Source organism: Desulfotomaculum sp. OF05-3, from assembly GCF_003435535.1.
Lineage (GTDB): Bacteria > Bacillota > Clostridia > Lachnospirales > Lachnospiraceae > Pilosibacter > Pilosibacter fragilis.
The window spans coordinates 107824-127457 of record NZ_QWGO01000007.1 but is presented as its reverse complement, the minus strand read 5'-3'; the positions used below and the strand labels follow the sequence as shown (position 1 = coordinate 127457).

Below are 19634 nucleotides of genomic sequence, written 5' to 3'. Positions count from 1 at the left end.
TTGTACATGAATTCACCATAAACTACCGCATAATCCACTTTGTTATTCCTGGTGATTTCATCAAGCTCATCCACAAGATCGGATGCTTTTCCACGTAGGATGCCATTCTCCTTCAGCCGGATCACATAGCTTGTGCCGTTTTCCTCACACTGCTTATAAAGATCAGGCGTAGAAAAACCGCTATCACCACGAAGTAGAATAGGGATTTCCGGATAGTCATGCAGATATTCATCCAGTACCGGCTGCAAAAAATCAACTACTCCGGTGCAGGAATACTGTGTTCCATCACGCAGCTGGATCTTTATCAGATCCCCGGTCATTCCATCATAACAGACAAGTGGATGATAACCATTGCTCTGATAGTGAAAGTTAAAGGCTCTGCCTTCCTGCCTGCCGTATGCATCAAGAAGAGTGGAATCCAGATCCAGAATAACAGCCTGTGGCATCTGAATACTGTAAATTTTCCTCCGAAGTACTCTGGCAATCGCAAGGAACTGGTTTAAAGTGTCTTCATCCATACGGTTAAAGAATCTTGATACCGTAGGCTGTGATGCAAGCGCATCTTTTTCAAGTACAGACTTGAATACAGGATCATTTGTCAGTTCATCAGAGGCATCATCCTCGAAATAACCGGCAATAATCATATATATCATTTGGAGCAGGTTTTTTGGATCCGAATGATATCGGAATAAAGCAGGATCATTGGTTTTAAACGCTTTTTCTAAAAGCGTATCAATACCAAGTTTGCTTATGAATTCTTTGATAAGAAGCAAGCCTGCATCGGATGAGAGATCTCCTCCATCAAAATTTATTTTAATCTGTCTATTGCTTTCTAAGGCTAAGGTGTTTACAATACTCATAAAGGGCTCCTTTGTTTGGGATTGTTAAGACTTTGAACACCTTAATTTTACCACAAATGGATGCTCTTTTTTCATTCACTTGATAGGTGAAAAGCAATATTCAGCTAAAATACAGTAACTATGTGGCTTTCAGCCACTTTCACGGCTGATCCGTGAATAATCTAGGTTTAATATTGTCTTCTTCATTTGGTCCGTTCTCTCTCACCCCCTCTCGTCCTCTGTTGCGAACAGGTATTCTAATGTGTGTTCTGGGAAAAAGTGATCTCTAATTCTCACACATGCTGAATATTCCCACGGCACTTTACCATTGAATCTCGAATGAATCGTTCTATATGAAACTCCCAGATATGTTGCAATTTCAAGGCGAGAGACTTTTTTCTTTTCATCTCAGCCTCAAGATTATCAATTTTTACCGTGCACAACTTTTTCACCTCCTTCAAATTGCGCAATTCTGCAATTCATACCTTTACTATATTGCATTATTGCGCAAATATCAACATATTATTTGCAGAATTTTGCAATTCTGTGTTTACTTTTTTGGCGCAATATTGTAATATCATCGTAGGAGGTATACACATGGATCAAAGAGCTGAATTACTACGGAAATTGATGGACTCAAAAAACATGAAGGTTTCTGATATTGTAAAGATATCTGGTCTTCCCTACTCTACAGTAAAAGCAATCTTAGAGCGTGGGGCAGAAAAAGCCGGTTATATAAATGTTTGTAAAATATGTAATGCTTTAGGAATTACCGCGGATGAATTGGAGCGAATGGTTGCAGAAAATAACTATCAACCTACCACCATCGCCGCCCACTTCGACGGTGACGATTTCACAGAGGATGAGCTGGATGAGATCCGCCAGTTCGCTGAATTTGTTAAGAATAGAAAGAAATCATGATCCCCAGAAAGGAGACGCACATGACAACTACAGAATTTATTCAGTTCCTGCTGGAACGTTTTCAAATAGAATGGAAGCGCCGTGACCGCTCCGGAATCTACGGTCTCACTCAGCGCTTACTTGCTTATAACTCCAATAAAATCGAAGGCAGCGCTCTGACGGAAGAACAGACGGCATCTCTCTTTGATACCGGCACACTTCCAAAATCAGATGATTATTATCGTACAAAAGATGTAGAGGAAATGAACGGACATTTCTTAATGTTCAATAAGATGTTAGAAACAATTGACCAGCCTCTCAGCCAGGAACTGATCAAACAGTTCCACTATGAACTGAAAAGCGGTGTCTTTGAGGATCGCGCCAACGGGTATGCGATCGGTGACTACAAGAAACGTCCGAACATTGTCGGTATGTATGAGACAGTTCTTCCAAGCAAAGTTCCGGAAGAAATGGGAAAACTGCTCTCCTGGTATTCCTCCCAGGATGTCACTCTTGAAATTCTGGCTGAATTTCATGTTCGCTATGAAAGCATTCATCCTTTCCAGGATGGAAACGGACGCACTGGTCGAATGATCCTTTTCAGGGAATGCCTGCGTCATAATCTTTCACCGTTGATCATAGAGGATGCTCACCGGCCGGAATATCTGGAAGCGTTGAAAGAATATCGTGAAAACGGATCCGTGGCAAAAATGTGTTCTCTATTCCATCTGGAACAGGATTATTATCGGAACCGCTGTCAGTATTTTATGGAGGAATAATTTTTACGGAGGCTCTTATGAATTCATACGAATATCTACAGGAAGAAGCCCGCGAAGATGGAGTCAATGTGATCGACTATCCTTTCGACAACAACCGAATCCGCGGTCTGTATTGTGATGGTACGGTAGCTATCCGTCAGGATATGACCACGGTAGAAAAGTCCTGTGTTCTCGCGGAAGAGCTTGGTCACCACCGCATGACAGTCGGCAATATTTTAGATCAGAATGATGTGGCTAATCGCAAACAGGAACATCTTGCAAGGCTGTGGGCCTACGACCGTCGGATCGGACTCTCCGGGATCATCCTGGGATACCGGAACCATTGCCATAACTTGCATGAATTGTCAGAATGTCTGGAAGTGTCAGAAGAATTTCTGAACGAAGCCTTGGAATGCTACCGGGAAAAATACGGCTGCTACACAGAGCTGGATGGATATGTGATCATGTTTGAACCGCACTTGGCGGTGATGGAAAAGATATAGAACGAACCTTGAAAATAATATACTTACCCGGGGAACCGAAGGGGCGATTATGTCAGCCGCCGGACACGAAAGTGAAAGGAGGCTGGTGCTGATGGTTACATATTCTGATCTGTTTCAGTTTGTAATTATGCTTTGTGCTGTAATAACCCTCGTTGCTTATTTTACACACAAAAAATAGCGCCCTCGTCCTGGTAAGATAAGGCGCTATTTTTTAGGTTGATGCTTGCCGGCGGCTAGGTGTACTCTAGCTTTCGGCTCTCTCGTTAAGTATATTATACAGGTCCGGAAATAATTTGTCAAATCACATAAATAGAAAAACCGCCCGGTGTTACCAGCACCGAACGGATTTTCATAGATTTTCTCTTGCCGGATGCTCCGGAAAGATATAATCAGCCTGAACAACTGAATTATATCATCTTCCAGGCATCTCGGCAAGGGGTGTATTTTTTATACCTTTTTCTGGAGGTGTTATATGAAAAAAGTCGCTATTTACGTCCGGGTCTCCACCCAGGAACAGGCCGTTGAAGGATATTCCATTTCGGAGCAGATCGACCGGCTTACAAAATTCTGCGAAGCTCATTCCTGGAAGATCTATAAAGTATATACGGATCCGGGCTTTTCTGGCGGAAATATGAACCGTCCATCTCTCCAAAAGCTCTTTGCTGATTGCACACAAAAACGTTTTGATACCGTTCTTGTCTACAAACTGGATCGATTATCCCGTTCCCAGAAAGATACCCTCTATATTATCGAGGACCTTTTCCTTACAAACCATGTGGATTTCATCTCCATGTCGGAAAATTTTGATACCAGTACCCCGTTTGGGCGGGCCATGATCGGAATTTTAAGTGTCTTCGCGCAGTTAGAGCGGGAACAAATTAAGGAACGAATGGCAATGGGACGGGAAGGGCGGGCAAAGCAGGGAAAATGGCACGGCGGCGGAAATGTCCCAATCGGCTATGACTTTATTAACGACTATCTTATCCCGAACGAATACGAAGCAGCGCAGGTTAAACAGATCTTCGATCTGGCGATCCGCGGATATTCCTATTCTGATATTGCCCGCTCCATGTCTGGATACACTACCAAATATGGACCTTATAAAGTTGGTTATAATACGATTTCTTTAATACTGCAAAATCCTATCTACATTGGAAAGATAAAAACAAATACTGGATATATTAACGGGATCCACGAACCACTTATAGACGAAACCACATTTAATGAAGTTCAGAAAAAGGTTACCCAGATCGCTGAATACTACAAAAAAGAACATACCGGGCACTACGGTCAGTATCTTCTCTCTGGGCTATGCCGATGTGCTTCCTGTGGGGCCACATATTCTGCTCATTATGTAGGCACGAAAAAGCATCGCTATAAATATTACAAATGTCGTAATCGTGCTTACAACTGGCGTGATGGATCTCCAAAATGTATGTCTCCCAACATAAGAGTCGAGGTCTTAGACAATGCTGTTTTAAATGAAATCCGTCATCTCCAGCTGGATCCTGATTATTTTGATGAAGTTTCCAATTCCCCCGCTGCGGACTCTTCATCTCTTGTTGAAACATTAAATAAACGTCTGGAAAATATACAAAAGCAAATTGCCCGCACGATCAGGCTCTACTCGCTTGGTTCAGTCGAAGAAAAGGATATAGAAAATCAGCTGCAGATCCTCTATTCCGAAAGAGATACCCTCTCTCTTGAAATTGAGAATGCTACAGCTGATCAGAAAGATACTGCCGATGTGAAAAGTATCCTGTCCATGTCCAACATTGATGAATTGGATGATACCGAAAAGCACAATCTCGTCTGCCTATTGATCAATCATATAATGATCAATTCAAATGGAGATTTTGAGATTCATTGGACCTTTTAGGTTATGAGTGAATATCGTCGATCGCCTTACCAATATCATGTCTCATATACTTATTCTCAAATGATATCCATTCCGTAGCCTCATAAGCCTTCTTTCTGGCTTCCTTCAGATCTTTTCCGGTGGCGGTCACACCGAGGACACGGCCGCCGTTGGTGACGATCTGACCGTTTTCGTTGAATTTTGTGCCGGAGTGGAAGACATAATAATCGTCTTTTCCCTTGAACTTCTCAAGTCCCTCGATCGGGAATCCTTTTTTATACTCTACCGGGTAGCCGTCGGACGCTAAGATCACACATACTGTCGCGCGGTCATTGTCGAACTTTAAGTCGACCTGATCGAGCGTTCCGTCGATACATGCCTCGAAGACGTCCACAATATCGTTTTCCAGTCTTGGGAGAACGACCTGCGCCTCCGGGTCGCCGAATCTCGCGTTGTACTCGAGAACCTTCGGTCCGTCCGGTGTCAGCATAAGTCCGAAGAAGATAACGCCCTTAAACGGTCTTCCCTCTGCCTTCATGGCATCAACGGTAGCCTGATAGATATATTTCTTACAGAACTCGTCGACTTCTTTTGTGTAGAACGGGCTTGGGGAGAAGTTTCCCATACCGCCGGTATTTAAGCCCTGATCGCCGTCCTTCGCACGCTTGTGATCCTGGGCGGAGCTCATGATCTTCACGATATTTCCGTCCACGAAGGACAGTACGGATACCTCACGGCCTGTCATAAACTCCTCGATGACGATCTCATCACCCGCGGAGCCGAACTTCTTATCCATCATCAGGGTCTTAACGCCCTCTTTTGCCTCTTCCAATGTCTGGCAGATCAGAACGCCCTTTCCAAGCGCAAGACCGTCTGCCTTCAGTACGATCGGCATCTTTGCGGTCTCAAGATACTCCAGCGCCTTTTCCGGGTCTGTAAATGTCTCATAAGCCGCTGTCGGGATATTGTACTTCTTCATAAGGTCCTTGGAGAATGCCTTGGAACCCTCGAGGATCGCCGCGTTCTTTCTCGGTCCGAATACACGGAGTCCCTCTTTCTCGAAGACATCAACGATTCCGCCTACAAGCGGATCGTCCATACCGATTACGGTAAGATCGATCTCTTTTTCTTTCGCGAAAGCAACTAATTTATCAAATTCCATGGCACCGATCGGCACGCACTCCGCTACTTCAGAAATACCTGCATTGCCCGGTGCACAGTAGATCTTATCGACCTTCTTGCTCTGTGCGACCTTCCATGCGATCGCATGCTCTCTTCCGCCGCTGCCAACGATTAAAACCTTCATTCGTTTTTCCTCCTGCTTATCAGTGAAGCCGTTCCTGTATACGCCCCGCGCAGCCAGGAACGGCTGTCTTCTATCCTGTATCAGATCTCTCCGTTTGCGATCATGTCGATGGCCTTCGGCAGGATCTTCCACTCTGCCTGTTCCATGACGCGGCGCTGAAGGACCTCCGGCGTGTCACCTTTTTCCACTTCAACAGCCTTCTGTAAGATGATCGGACCGGAATCCATTCCCTCGTCCACAAAATGTACCGTCGCACCGGTGATCTTTACACCTCTCCGAAGAGCAGCCTCATGGACCTTCAATCCGTAGAAGCCGACACCGCAGAAGGACGGAATCAAAGACGGGTGGATATTGATGATCTTATCTCTGTATTTTTCGATCATGGCTGCCGGGATCTTCACGAGATATCCTGCCAGCACGATGAGGTCCAGCTCATAGGAATCGATTTTAGCAACCAGTGCCTCATTGAACTCCTCCCTGGACGCAAAATCCTTCGGGGAAAGACACTCAGCCGGAATCCCACGCTTTTTCGCGCGCTCCAAAGCAAACGCGCCTGCGTTGTTGCTGATGACGACCTCTACCTTCGCATTGCGGATCGTTCCCGCGTCGATGGCATCCAAGATCGCCTGAAGATTCGTTCCTCCGCCGGAAACAAGAACGCCGACTCTTAACATAAGGTCACTCCCTTTTCTCCTGCCTCGATGGATCCGATGATATACGGGATATCTCCTGCTGCTTTCATGGCTGCCATCGTTGTGCGGACATCTTCCTCAGCGACTGCAACGACCATGCCGATTCCCATGTTAAAGGTGTTGTACATCATCTTCTCATCGATCTCGCCCTTTTTCTGCATCAGCGGGAAGATCGGCGGGATCTGGTAGCTGTCTTTATGAATCACAGCGCGGACGCCATCCTTTAACATACGCGGAACATTCTCGTAGAAGCCGCCGCCTGTGATATGGCTGCATGCCTTTACGGTAACGCCTGCTTTTTTCACGTTCTTTAAAGCTTTCACATAGATTCTTGTCGGAGCGAGAAGTGTCTCACCAAGAGTCTTTCCAAGCTCGTCGTAATATGTATTTAAGCCCTCCGCAGTCATCTCTTTCTCAAATACCTTGCGGACAAGAGAGAAACCGTTGGAGTGAACGCCTGTGGAAGCCATTCCGATCAGCACATCACCCGGCTGAAGATCCTCACCTGTGATCATATCCTTTTTATCGCAGACGCCAACGGAGAAACCTGCAAGGTCATACTCATCCTCTGCCATAAGACCCGGATGCTCTGCGGTCTCACCGCCGATCAGGGCAGCTTCAGACTGGAGACAGCCTTCCGCAACACCTTTTACGATATCCGCGATCTTTTCCGGATAGTTCTTGCCGCATGCAATATAGTCTAAGAAGAATAACGGCTCACCGCCTGCACACGCGATATCGTTGACACACATGGCAACTGCGTCGATACCGATGGTGTCATGCTTGTCCATGATCATCGCAAGTTTCACCTTTGTTCCACATCCGTCAGTACCGGAAAGAAGGACCGGCTCCTCCATATCTTTGATCTTTGCGAGGGAGAATGCACCGGAAAATCCGCCAAGACCTCCTAAAACTTCCTCACGCATGGTCTTCTTAACATGCTCTTTCATCAGTTCTACAGACTTGTAACCAGCCTCGATATCAACTCCGGCTTTCTTGTAATCCATATGTATTTCCTCCTGGAGAATCTTATGTTCTCGGACATTCTCTGTGCATTCTGCATGCTGCATGCGCAATCATGTCCCGATTTCTATATTTTTTATGCTTATATGAGTTTACACTGTGTCTTCATCAGACCCTGCTGGAAACACAATGCCCGGCAGCTACTCACCTTTCTGTCTGCGGGAACTCTGTTTTTAATATCTCTGTTACTTGTCATTTTTTCATGGAAGCAAGATACTCTTTGTATCCGATCTTGTCGAGCTTCTCAGCCTTGCTCTCAACTTCCGTCTTCATCTTCTCGGAATAAGCTTTTAATTTTTCAAGGAGTTCCGGATCGGATGCCGCAAGGATCTTTGCCGCAAGGATTCCGGCGTTCTTTCCTCCGTTGATCGCTACGGTCGCTACCGGGATTCCGGACGGCATCTGTACGATAGAATAGAGGGAATCCACGCCGCCTAAGTCAGAAGTCTTCATCGGGATTCCGATGACCGGAAGCGGGAAGATCGCTGCGCACATACCCGGAAGGTGAGCTGCCTTGCCTGCGCCGGCGATAATGACCTTCATGCCTTTGCTCTCGGCGCTCTTCGCGTACTCGAAAAATGTATCCGGCTCTCTGTGAGCGGAAATGATCGTCATTTCAAAATCAATACCAAACTGTTCCAGTACCTCGGCAGCCTGTGCCATGATCGGCATATCAGAGTCACTGCCCATTACAATTCCAACTTTTGCCATTGTTTTTTCTCCTTATGAGTGTAACGATTATTGATAAGTCATTCTAATAAATAGCTTTTTAGTAACAATATTTCCTTATCAATCATAATACAAGGTTTTTTTATGCGCGTCAAGTAGGAATCCGTAGATTCTGCCAACTTCATGCAGTGATGTGATACTGCAAAATATAATATTCTTCCCATCCATCGGTCTGTCAGCGGCTTTTCCTGGGATCACAGGTGTCCACACTCAGTGTAATTATGTAAAAACACCCTGAAATACATAAATGAATTACATATTTCAAGGTGTCCTGTCATCAGCTGCATAACCACTGTGTTCATAATTTTCTCTATGCTATTCCGGTTTTGCAGTCTGATAAAACTTTTTGTAACGATTCTGTATCTTCACAGTTACAACTTTTTCTTATTTTTCATCCAGCGGCCTATTCAATTCATCCAGCCCCGCCAGCACAAACCTTCCGTCCAGAATGATATCTATCTTCGTTCCGTCTGTATGGACTGCGGAAATTCTCTCCAGCTCCTTATATGGGATCGTGATATCCGTGTGGACGCCGAAGTACGCCTTCGAGACATCTTCCTTCCTTAATATAGAAACTTCGTTGTCTCTCGCGATCATCTCCTTGCCGTCCGGATTGTACATCGGGCTGTCCTCAGACCAGCTGTAGCAGGTGTCGCCAACTGCAAAGTGCGGTCCCATCTTCTCGACGATAAGGATCGGCAGACGGTCCAGAATTCCAAACTTCTCCGCCATCGCGTAAGCCGTCGTGTTCGTTCCGATGGCAAACTCACCGAGGGGCAGCGTCTCGTGACCGTTCATGATTCCCTGCACGATGAGACGGTGTCCGGCTTCCTGATCGATCACTCCATTTTCCACGAAGTTATCGCATACCGCTGAAACCACACGGCCGTCCTTGAATTCCATGCGGAGATTCCGGTACTGGATATCTCCGATATAAACCGTTCCCACATTTAAGATTCCGTTCGTTCCCGCAAGCTTCGGGGAAGTGAACACCTCGCCAAGCGGAATATTTACATCCGCCACACAGTTCTCAAACTTCGTCTGCTTTTCCGGGTTGGAAATCGCAGCCAGCTGGACCTGCATGTTCGTCTGGTTCTCCCCTTTTCCGGTGATCTCCACATACTCCGCCGTATCGAGAACATCAATGATCTTCTGCTGCATGTCACGGTAAAGTTCGTAATCCAGGGTGTTGATCCGGATCGTCTCCTTAAAGATCTTCGTGAACTGTTCCCCGATTGCCGGAACCGGAAACGCGATGATCGTAAAGCTCGTCTCATCCCCCGGAATATATTCGTTCACCACCGTCATAGAGAGATTCCTGTACTCCAGATAAAGGTTCTGCTGTTTCTCCGTAAACGCCCATGCCTCCGGCTTATTCACTGGCTCAAAGCCCGGCTCGCCGAAGGTCTCGATGACCGCCGGTCCCGCGTAAGCGGCTGCGTCCTCTTTATACTGCTCGTAGGCCGTCTTTAAGACACCGATCTTCCGGTCACGGAACGCCTTATCCATATAGACTGCGCTGTCATAACGATGGTCATAATCATACTGTCTGTTCGGGGAAGAGGATGCGTATCCGCTGTGTCCTGCCGGATTCCGGTTGATGCTGCCCACAGCACTTCTGCAAAAGATCACCGAAAGCCCCGCTGACTCGAAATTTTTTACTGCCTGGCGTACCATGCGTTCAAAACCGATCGGATAACGCACTGACACCGTCTTCTTCTTCGAAAGATCCCGGCCCATGACCTCAAATCCACGGATATATCCGTCAGTATAGGTATCTGCCATCTTCCTGATCTCTTCCTCCGGCAGGCTGTTTAAGAACGCCGCTGTCTTCTCCTCTTCCGGGGAAATATACGCACCGAACCGGTAGAGATACGAGAGATCGGAAAGGTCACTCTCCATGATGATCTTTTTCGCGAAGTCAAGCTTTGGATCCACGCCTTCCTGTACACGGTAAGTCAGAGTCACATCACAGTAGTCGCTGGCGCTCCAGTAGAGCACGTCCTTGATCTCCTTCGCTGCCGGAAGTGTCTCGCCCTCAAAGAGATTGTAGATCTCGATCAGTGCCTCGTTTCCGATCACGAGATCCAGAACACGTCCCTCAAACGCGTAAATGATATCCCCGCGGATCTCCGCATAGAGATAGGAAAGAAGCTTTCCGTACTCCTCCCCCAGTGTCTTCACCGCGTAAGCCGGATTCGTATAGCTTGTCTCATAGTTTTCCGGAAGAACATCCGCATAAAGCTTATGGTTTAACGTTCTTCCCTCTTCCAGTGTCATCTGATCCAGGCTTCCGCCCTCTTTCGCCTTTAAGACCTCGCCGCACTGGATAATGAACTCTGTCACTTTTCTAAAATAATCCCGGTAGTTTTCCGGTACCGTCTCTTCCGTCAGAATTTCCTGGATCCGCGCCATGGAAAGGTCATAGCGCTCTCTGATCAGATCTTGTTCCATGTGTCATGCCTCCATTTCACGTTCATTTTCCGCACCTGAAAAAGATGCGCTCCGGACCGCTGTTCCCGGTTCCGCCCTGTCATCTTTACAGCGCAAACACGATCATCAGTACCCACACCAGCAGCAGGATCCCCGCCGCCGCAAGGCTGATCTTCGCCAGAAGATAATTCTTCTCTTTCTCCATCATGGCAAATACACCATAGACCACCGATGACACCGCAATGATAATACTGCAAAAACCCAGAGCCGCAGCCGCAAGCGGTGCATTCCCCTGGGTATAGTACGAAAAGCTGATGGCGGCGGCATAAAAGACAAGTGCCGCCGCTGCGAGCCCTGCCGCCACAAAACTGTTCTTTGCAAACGGCTTTTTAATATACGATACTTTATTTCCGATTCGTTCCACTGTATCTCTCCCAAACGCCTCTCGCAAGGACAAAAATAATATACCCGGCAAAACCACCGATGGTATTTAAGAGCAGGTCATCCACATCAAAGCTTCCGACTTTGCCGACAAGCTGCATCGTCTCCACAAGAAGACTCATGGCAAAGCTTAAGAGTACTGTGATATACCAGTGTCTCGTCCGCACCCAGATGACCGGCAGAAAAAAGCCAAAGGGCATAAATGCCAGCACGTTGCCGAAAATATTCAAGAACACCGCGCGCCAGCCAAGAATGTTCCTGTATAAAAGAAAGCGCCGAATCTCTTTAAAAAGGGTCAGGTTGTAGGAATATTCGGCCCTCGCGTCGGGGCTGCGCCCCATTTCTTCGGCGAAAAACAGGAAATATGTCAGCAGAACCAGATACAGGACGAAAAGAACCGCCCCGAGAATCCGATGTCTGTGTTTTTTCATTTTCAAAATTCTCCATTCCCACCAAAACAGGGGTTCCTGTTTCGTGGTCCTTCTCTCCGGATACTCTCCGAATTTTTAAGCAGGAAAGGAGATGCCGCCATAAAGGCCACATCTCCCACTCCGTTCATTTCACTTTTCAGGCATGCTTCACCGCTCTTTTTGTTTTCACAGCCGCGTTAAAACCGCCCTGATCCGATTAAAACGTAATCTCAGATTTTCTCTTAAGAAGCAGTGCCCCGTTCACGATCGCGATGATTCCGGCAGCAAGTCCAACAGAGGCAACGATAACTCCAACCGCGATGCTCGCTGCCCCTGTGTTTCTCATGGTCTTATAAATTTTTTCCATAAAACCGCTCCTTCTTATTTTACGCCATACTGCTCATAGTATGCGTCGATCGCTGCTTTTAATGTGTCGTCGATGATAACTTTTCCCTTGTACTCTTTGTTGTAAAGGTGTTCAACTACTTCCTTCATGGTTACGATCGCTGTTGTGCGGAAACCGTATTTCTCCTGGATCTCGGTAAGAGCGGACTTCTCGCCTTTACCTCTCTCGCAGCGGTCTACGGATACAACAAGGCCGAGAACATCGACATCGCCCTGCGCCTTGATGATCGGAAGTGTCTCCTCGATGGATGTACCCGCTGTTGTCACGTCCTCGATGATAACGACCTTGTCACCGTCAGCGATCGGGCTGCCGAGAAGGATTCCCTTGTCACCGTGGTCTTTTACTTCTTTTCTGTTGGAGCAGTACTTGATGTCTGCGCCGAAGTGCTCACTGATCGCCATGCTTGTTGCAACGGTCAGCGGAATTCCCTTGTAAGCCGGTCCAAAGAGAACATCGAAGTCTGTTCCGAATGTATCATTGATCGCTTTTGCGTAGTACTCGCCGAGCTTTCTGAGCTGGGCGCCTGTGCGGTAGAATCCTGTGTTTACGAAAAACGGAGTCTTTCTTCCGCTCTTTGTTACGAAATCTCCAAATTTTAATACGCCGCAATCAACCATGAATTCAATAAATTCCTGCTTGTACTTTTCCATGACCTAAAAACTTCCTTTCAAAATAATATTCTTAGTGCACAGCACCAATTAACTCGTGGATATCTTCCACACCGTACTTCTTCATGTACGCCTCGATGCCCTCGATCACCTGGATCGTCGTATCCGGGTTGATGAAATTCGCGGTTCCGATGGACACTGCTGTCGCACCTGCGAGGATGAACTCCAGCGCGTCCTCAGCCGTCATAATGCCGCCCATTCCGATCACCGGGATCTTCACAGCGTTTGCGACCTGATATACCATGCGGACAGCCACCGGTTTGATCGCCGGGCCGGACATACCGCCGGTCTTGTTTGCCAGGGCGAATGTACGCTTGTTGATATCGATCTTCATTCCCGTGATGGTGTTGATCAGAGATACCACATCCGCACCGCCTGCCTCAACGGCTCTCGCCATCTCAGCGATATCCGTAACGTTCGGGGAGAGCTTCATGATCACCGGCTGCTTTGCGACCTTCTTTACCGCCTTTGTGATCTGTTCCGCGCATTTCGGATCCTGGCCGAAGGCGATTCCGCCCTCTTTTACGTTCGGGCAGGAGATATTGATCTCAAGCATATCTACATCAGCGTCAGCAAGACGCTCCACAACATCCACATAGTCGCTCTCGGACTTTCCGCAGACATTAACGATGATCTTTGTGTCATGCTGTCTTAAGAACGGAACGTCGCGCTTCATGAACACGTCGACGCCCGGTCCCTGAAGACCGATAGCATTTAACATTCCGCCGTAAACTTCCGTCACTCGCGGGGTCGGATTTCCCGGCCACGGCACGTTTGCGATTCCTTTTGTGACAACAGCGCCGAGACGGTCAAGATCGATCATCTCGCCGTATTCCATACCGGAACCAAAGGTACCGGAACAGGTCATAACCGGGTTCTTTAACTCTACACCGGCAAGTGTTACTTTTGTATTCATGCCTGCTCCTCCTTCTTGATCATGATGCCGGAGGCGATGCGCTCGCGCTGCTCATCCGGAGTCAGAAGTTCTACCTCTTCAGCGCGGAATACCGGACCGTCCTTGCAGATTCTCTTGTTTCTCACGTTACTGTGCTCATCAATGTCCTTGCTGTGGCATACACAGCCAAGACAGGCACCGATTCCACATGCCATCTTTTCTTCCAGAGAGATATAACACTCGATCCCGTTCTCCATTGCGTAGGTCTTTAATGCCTTCAACATCGGAGTTGGTCCGCATGCGTAGATAATATCCGCGGTAAGCTTCTCCGCGCGGATCGCGTCGATGACATTTCCCTTTGTTCCGACACTTCCATCCTCTGTCGCGATCACGACATCGGCGTATTTGCGAAGCTCGTCCGCGAGGAAAGTCTCTTTATCTCTGTAACCGATGACTGCTGTCTTCTCGCAGTCAAGGTTCTTAGCAAGCTCTAACATCGGCGGGATTCCGATTCCGCCGCCGATCAGGAATGCTTTTTTCTTCTTTAAGGGGAATCCATTTCCCAGCGGTCCCATAATATCGAGGGTATCGCCTTCCTTGTATGCGGAAAATTCCTTTGTTCCGGCTCCTGCGATGCGGTAAACGATCCGAAGTCTTCCATTCTCCTTGTCTGCCTCACAGATACTGATCGGACGCGGGAGAAGCTTTGACTGGTCATTGGTGTAAACAGCGATAAACTGTCCCGGTACGGCTGCTTTTGCCATCTCCGGTGCGTCAAGCCACATGCTGTAGATTCCCTCCGCCAGTTTTTCCTGGCTGTGGATCACAGCGTTTACTTTTTTCTGTGCCATGGTTTCCTCCTGGTGGTTTACTAGCAGTATTCCGGTGCTTTTCCAGCTTTCCGGAACACTGTTTTTATATGGTTACAACACATCAGCCACGGACATACGCCATGGCTGATAAATTTTCAATGTACTATTATAATACGGAGTTGATATCCGCGATCATATCCACAACAGCCTGTCTGGATGCCTCTGCGAAATGTTCCGGACCGAACTTTGCGTATTTCTCCTGCTTATACGCAGCGATGATTCCTCTGGAGGAGTTTACGACAGCTCCGAGACCATCCTCGTTGAAACAGTGCATTAAGTCTTTCGCGGTACCGCCCTGTGCGCCGTAGCCCGGTACAAGGAAGTATGTCTTCGGCATGAGCTTTCTTAAGATCTTGCTCATCTCCGGATATGTAGCGCCCACAACAGCGCCTACGTTGCTGTAATCGCCGTCCATGCTTGCTTCGCCCCACTCAACGACCTTCTCTGCGACTAACTCGTAGAGCGGTCTTCCGTCTACAAGGCGGTCCTGGAACTCACCGCTGGACGGGTTGGATGTCTTAACGAGAACGAAAAGGCCTCTGTCCTCATCGTTGCAGACATTGACGAACGGTTTGATTCCGTCTGTTCCGAGGTACGGGTTTACGGTGATAAAATCTGTATTGAAGCCGCGGCATACATTGCTTCCGACTTTTACACTTCCGATATGTCCAACTGCATATGCGGAGGAAGTGGATCCGATATCGCCTCTCTTTACATCTCCGATCACAAGGAGTCCCTTGTTCTGGCAGTACTCGATGGTGCGGGCATATATTTTAAGACCCTCAATGCCAAACTGCTCATACATTGCAATCTGCGGTTTCACTGAGGGAATCAAATCATAAGTGTTATCAATAATTTCTTTGTTAAACTGCCATACAGCCTCGGCAGCTCCTTCCATGGTCTCGCCGAAGTCCTTAAATGCTCTCTGGACAATATGGTTCGGGATATAACCTAACATAGGGTCAAGACCGACGCAGATCGGTGCCTTTGTCTTCTGAATCTTCTGTATGAGCTGACTGATCATAGTTTCCTCCTCCGATGTAGTTGCGTTTCTACAACACCTTATTCTTTCCAATTTTAGCATATGGTGTTTCCGGTTTCAAGTAGAAATATAGAGGTTGGGAAAATTTCTGCAATTTGAGGAGAATCGGGGAATATTGTGACAGATGGGGAGGAGGCCAGACAGATGCGGTGTGGCGTTTTTCAACTATGAAACACAATCGTACAGACATACTCCCCATTCTTATAATCCTTCTTAGCAAACTGCTCCTCCACCAGCGTCTCCATGTTCATCCAGTATTCCTCTGCTGCCAGCATGATATGTGACAGCATGATTCCCATGTTGAACTCCTTGAAGGCCTTCGCTCCTTTTCCGGAGAATGGGGCGGCTTTTTTCATGAAGATGTAGAGGCGGTCGGAGTAAACGACGAAGCGCCAGGGCTGGGAGTTGAAGGAGGACGGGGCGAGGCGGGCGGCGCGGAGGATCGACTTTACCTGTTCTCCCGGTTCATCCTTGAAGGCACAGAGAGCTGCCAGGGAGTTTCTGTGTGCCATGGACGAATCGCGGAACGGCTTTGCGGATGCCTTGCCGAAGGCGATGACGAGAAAGCGCTTCAGTCCGTCTTTTTTGTCCTCGCCTGCTTTTGTCGCGCCGAGATAGCAGGTTCCGAGTTCCTTCGATGTAAGGTAGAGGACTGCCTGCTCTGCTGTGTACCCGGCATTTCGCATGGAAAGGCGGTCGTCACCGCAATATACCGCAAGGTAGTACGGCGCTTCCGTCTTCCAGAGTCCGTGGACTTTCTGCTTTTTGTCGATGTTGTCCACGATCTCAAATTCCACCGGCTTTTCCTCGTCTAAAAGCGCCACATTCTTCAGGTACCGTTTCAGCCCCTCCAGCTTCTCCGGCTCAATCTTTTCCATCCGGTATTCTCTGACGGAACACCGGTTAAAAATTGCCTCATAAATACTCATAACTACTCGCCTCTTCCCCTCATGCCGAATCTCTATCTCTTGATCGGCAAACACTGAACTCTGATTTCATAATTGATAAGCTCTGGCCCGCACTGCGTTGGCACAGGCCAGAATCGCTTTTTCCAAACTTATTTTTTTACGCCAGCTCTTCCATCTCATCCAGCAGATCTTTAAACACCTTCACAGCCTCATTCACAACCTCCGGCTCTTCCATGTCAAGACCTACAAGCTTCAGTAATTCCACCGGTGTCCTGGAACAGCCGCCTTTTAAGAAGCGGAAATAGCCTTCCTTCGTCTCCGGGTCGCCTGCCAGGATCCGTCTCGCGATGGCCATCGCCGCCGAAAATCCGGTGGCGTACTGGTACACATAAAACTGCATGTAAAAGTGCGGGATCCGCTCCCACTCGTGGTCGATGTCGGAGTCGATCACGGTCTCTTTCCCATAATACTCCGAATTCAGCTCATGGTAAAGACCACAGAGCAAATCTTTTGTGAGCGGGGTTCCATTCCAGGAAAGCTTATAAGTCTCCCACTCGAACTCCGCGAACAGGGCCTGACGGAAAAGTGTCGTGCGGAACCGTTCCGCAAGCTGGTTCACCAGATAAAACTTCTCTTTTCTGTCCTTTGCCTCGTTGATCATGTAGTTTAAGAGCAGGATCTCATTGCAGGTGGAGGCCACCTCAGCCACAAAGATCCTGTATCCTGCGTAGGTGTAGCTCTGGTTCGCGTTGGAATACCAGGAGTGAATGGAATGCCCCATCTCATGGGCCAGCGTGAGGACAGAATTCAATGTCCCATCAAAGCTCATCAGCACATACGGGTGAACGCCGTAAGCGCTGTTGGAGTACGCGCCGCTTCTTTTTCCCTCATTCTCATAGACGTCGATCCAGCGGTTCTCAAATCCTGTTCTCAGGAGATTCAGATACTCCTCTCCTAACGGCTTCAGCGCCTTTAAGATCAGCTCCTGCGCCTCCTTGTAGGTGTAGGTCTTCTCATAATCTTCCGTCAGCGGCACATAGAGATCATACATGTGGAGCTCAGAGACATTCATATAGCTCTTTCTGAATTTCATGTACCGGTGCATCAGCGGCAGAGCGTTATGGACGGACTCGATCAGGTTGTCGTAAACCTTTTCCGGGATCTCATTCCCCGCCAGGTACATGGCTCTTGCGGACGGATATTTTCTCATTCTCGCATAGAAATTTCCTTGTTTGACATTTCCCTCATAGTTTGCGGCAACGGTATTTGCGAACTGACGGTAGGAGGCGTACAGGGAATGGAACGCTGCCTCGCGGACACTCCTGTCCCTGCTCTCGATGAGCTTTCCGTATCTCGCGTGGGTCACATCCACCAGCTCCCCGTTTTCATCCTTCACCGGCTCAAATTTCAGATCCGCGTTGTTGAACAGGGCAAACACCGATGATGGAGTTCCCGAGATCTCGGAGGCGGCAGCTAAGATCGCTTCCTCCTTCTCCGATAACCTGTGAGCCTTTTTCGCCAGCAGCCGTTCCAGCTGTTTCTTATAGTGGGCAAGCTCCGGAGATGCAAGAAATTCTGCCATCTTCTCATCCGGGATACTTAAAATCTCCGGATCCGCGAAGGAAGATGCCGCCATCGCTTTCACAGCCAGGGACTGGACTCTCGACACCAGCGCCTGGTTCTCGCTGACGGAGGTATCCTGGTCCCGCCTCTGCATCGCATACGCATAAAGGAGAGAAAGTGTCTCGTCCACAGACTCATCATATGTCAGATAGTTCTTCAGGTATTCCGCGGAGTTTCCAAGTTTTTTCCGGTATGCCTCATACTCCTGGATCCGCTCCTCCACACCGTCCATGAGTTCCTCGAACTTTTCCGGTGATTCGATCATGTCCTCCAGTTTCCAGGTATCCTGTTCTTCGATCTCTGAACGTTTCTTTACACTCTCAGCCATGGCTTTCTCTCCTTCTTAAATCAGATCTTTTTCATGATCTAATTTTGGCACAATCCCGCGCAAAAATCCATCCCATTTTTAATTTTTTCTCAAATTATTGCGTGTCCCCCCACTCCGTTCATCACGAAGCAAAGGTCATGAATGTTCACCAGTGACAGAATTCAATGTTGGTATATTTCGTATGTAAAAGAATGTGCCCCGATACATTGATTTGCCCCGCACAGCCACATACAGCAGCTTACACATTTGCGCAGGGTCATGCATTCAGGACACATTTCTCCATTTATTGGTCGGACCAATACAGCTATAAAAATACGTCTAACGATCAGATCAATCCCGACATGATCGGCACGCTCACAACCGTCATAAGTCCTGCTACCGCGATAGACAGGCTGCTCATGGCACCTTCCACTTCACCAAGCTCCAGGGCCTTTGCTGTTCCAATAGCATGGGCGGATGTTCCCAGTGCCAGGCCTTTCGCGATCGGCTCCTTGATTCCGATGAGCTTGAACCAGCCGTCCGCAACGATATTTCCAAGAATTCCTGTGATGATGATGCTCACGATGGTCATGGTCACGATCCCACCTGCTTCCTCAGATACGCCCATTCCGATCGCTGTGGTGATGGACTTCGGAAGCAGGGATACATAGTGCACATGTTCCAGCTTAAAGATCATGGACATCACATAGACGCTGACAACGCTTCCGATGACACCCGCGGTGATCGCCGTCGCAACAGCCGTCAAGTTTCTCTTCAACAGTTCCAGCTGCTTGTAAAGCGGGATCGCAAGGCATACCGTCGCCGGGGTCAGAAAATAGCTGATATAGGACGCTCCCTCATTATAATCCGTGTAGGTGATCCCCGTGGCCTTTAAAAACGCGATTACGAGAATGATCGCCACAAGCAGCGGATTTAACACCGGCCAGCCGAATTTCTTCTTTAATTCCATACCGATCAGGTATGCGAAAAGACTGACAAATACTCCAAAATATAACGGCAT

At 48.0% G+C, this 19634-nt stretch carries 21 protein-coding genes; 4 read left to right on the top strand and 17 right to left on the bottom strand.

The window, feature by feature from the left end:
• Nucleotides 1–860 (bottom strand): IS1380 family transposase (locus DXA87_RS05980; protein WP_117503541.1); only part of this gene is annotated, 860 nt, incomplete at its 3' end.
• A 576-nt stretch (nt 861–1436) separates the two neighbouring features.
• Between DXA87_RS05980 and DXA87_RS05975 the strand changes: the two genes are divergently transcribed.
• From DXA87_RS05975 to DXA87_RS05965, 3 genes are read left to right on the top strand one after another with little or no spacing between them, the layout of a single operon-like run.
• Nucleotides 1437–1760, top strand: a complete 324-nt coding sequence (locus DXA87_RS05975; protein WP_117485327.1) for a helix-turn-helix transcriptional regulator — start codon at nt 1437–1439, stop codon at nt 1758–1760.
• Between the two features lie 20 nt (nt 1761–1780).
• Nucleotides 1781–2518 (top strand): Fic family protein, encoded by a 738-nt coding sequence (locus DXA87_RS05970; protein ID WP_117485325.1) that lies wholly within the window; start codon nt 1781–1783, stop codon nt 2516–2518.
• 17 nt (nt 2519–2535) lie between these two features.
• A complete protein-coding gene (locus tag DXA87_RS05965) occupies nt 2536–3000 on the top strand; it encodes an ImmA/IrrE family metallo-endopeptidase (RefSeq protein ID WP_117485321.1) in 465 nt (154 codons plus the stop codon).
• A 412-nt stretch (nt 3001–3412) separates the two neighbouring features.
• On the opposite strand, the gene DXA87_RS18360 is transcribed toward DXA87_RS05965, so the two are convergent.
• A complete protein-coding gene (locus tag DXA87_RS18360) occupies nt 3413–3652 on the bottom strand; it encodes a hypothetical protein (protein ID WP_242992166.1) in 240 nt (79 codons plus the stop codon).
• Between DXA87_RS18360 and DXA87_RS05960 the strand changes: the two genes are divergently transcribed.
• Nucleotides 3536–4879: a recombinase family protein gene (locus tag DXA87_RS05960; RefSeq protein ID WP_242992165.1), complete on the top strand. Its 1344-nt coding sequence runs from the start codon at nt 3536–3538 to the stop codon at nt 4877–4879. The genes DXA87_RS18360 and DXA87_RS05960 overlap by 117 nt on opposite strands.
• A gap of 1 nt (nt 4880) precedes the next feature.
• Here DXA87_RS05960 and purD read toward each other — a convergent pair whose 3' ends face one another.
• The 15 genes from purD to DXA87_RS05890 form a co-directional block, all read right to left on the bottom strand.
• Nucleotides 4881–6164: a phosphoribosylamine--glycine ligase gene (gene purD, locus DXA87_RS05955; RefSeq protein ID WP_117503539.1), complete on the bottom strand. Its 1284-nt coding sequence runs from the start codon at nt 6162–6164 to the stop codon at nt 4881–4883.
• Between the two features lie 80 nt (nt 6165–6244).
• Nucleotides 6245–6838, bottom strand: coding sequence for a phosphoribosylglycinamide formyltransferase (gene purN / locus DXA87_RS05950; protein WP_117503538.1), 594 nt, complete (start codon nt 6836–6838; stop codon nt 6245–6247).
• Nucleotides 6832–7863 (bottom strand): phosphoribosylformylglycinamidine cyclo-ligase, encoded by a 1032-nt coding sequence (gene purM / locus DXA87_RS05945; RefSeq protein ID WP_117485311.1) that lies wholly within the window; start codon nt 7861–7863, stop codon nt 6832–6834. The genes purN and purM overlap by 7 nt, the downstream gene beginning before the upstream one ends.
• Before the next feature lie 208 nt (nt 7864–8071).
• Nucleotides 8072–8590: a 5-(carboxyamino)imidazole ribonucleotide mutase gene (gene purE / locus DXA87_RS05940; protein ID WP_015553540.1), complete on the bottom strand. Its 519-nt coding sequence runs from the start codon at nt 8588–8590 to the stop codon at nt 8072–8074.
• Between the two features lie 402 nt (nt 8591–8992).
• Entirely contained in the window at nt 8993–11062 is a 2070-nt protein-coding gene (locus DXA87_RS05935) for an aminopeptidase (RefSeq protein WP_117503537.1), read from the bottom strand.
• 85 nt (nt 11063–11147) lie between these two features.
• The gene (locus DXA87_RS05930; RefSeq protein ID WP_021904813.1) at nt 11148–11465 is read right to left on the bottom strand and encodes a DUF6142 family protein; all 318 of its coding nucleotides are present in this window, start codon (nt 11463–11465) and stop codon (nt 11148–11150) included.
• Nucleotides 11446–11913, bottom strand: coding sequence for a VanZ family protein (locus DXA87_RS05925; RefSeq protein ID WP_181968511.1), 468 nt, complete (start codon nt 11911–11913; stop codon nt 11446–11448). The genes DXA87_RS05930 and DXA87_RS05925 overlap by 20 nt, the downstream gene beginning before the upstream one ends.
• Nucleotides 11914–12109: 196 nt before the next feature.
• Nucleotides 12110–12259 carry a hypothetical protein gene (locus DXA87_RS18115; RefSeq protein ID WP_015553543.1) on the bottom strand — a complete coding sequence of 50 codons (150 nt, stop codon included), beginning with the start codon at nt 12257–12259 and terminating at the stop codon, nt 12110–12112.
• Between the two features lie 14 nt (nt 12260–12273).
• Entirely contained in the window at nt 12274–12948 is a 675-nt protein-coding gene (gene pyrE / locus DXA87_RS05920) for an orotate phosphoribosyltransferase (RefSeq protein ID WP_015553544.1), read from the bottom strand.
• Nucleotides 12949–12979: 31 nt separating this feature from the next.
• A complete protein-coding gene (locus DXA87_RS05915; RefSeq protein WP_015553545.1) occupies nt 12980–13882 on the bottom strand; it encodes a dihydroorotate dehydrogenase in 903 nt (300 codons plus the stop codon).
• Nucleotides 13879–14712, bottom strand: a complete 834-nt coding sequence (locus tag DXA87_RS05910; protein ID WP_117485306.1) for a dihydroorotate dehydrogenase electron transfer subunit — start codon at nt 14710–14712, stop codon at nt 13879–13881. Before DXA87_RS05910 ends, DXA87_RS05915 begins: the two co-directional genes overlap by 4 nt.
• A 127-nt stretch (nt 14713–14839) precedes the next feature.
• On the bottom strand, nt 14840–15757 hold the full coding sequence (pyrF, locus tag DXA87_RS05905; RefSeq protein ID WP_021904817.1) for an orotidine-5'-phosphate decarboxylase: 918 nt from the start codon (nt 15755–15757) through the stop codon (nt 14840–14842).
• Between the two features lie 179 nt (nt 15758–15936).
• Nucleotides 15937–16704: a nitroreductase family protein gene (locus DXA87_RS05900; RefSeq protein WP_117503536.1), complete on the bottom strand. Its 768-nt coding sequence runs from the start codon at nt 16702–16704 to the stop codon at nt 15937–15939.
• A gap of 136 nt (nt 16705–16840) precedes the next feature.
• On the bottom strand, nt 16841–18634 hold the full coding sequence (gene pepF / locus DXA87_RS05895; protein ID WP_117503535.1) for an oligoendopeptidase F: 1794 nt from the start codon (nt 18632–18634) through the stop codon (nt 16841–16843).
• A 325-nt stretch (nt 18635–18959) separates the two neighbouring features.
• On the bottom strand, nt 18960–19634 hold the full coding sequence (locus DXA87_RS05890; protein ID WP_015553553.1) for an LrgB family protein: 675 nt from the start codon (nt 19632–19634) through the stop codon (nt 18960–18962).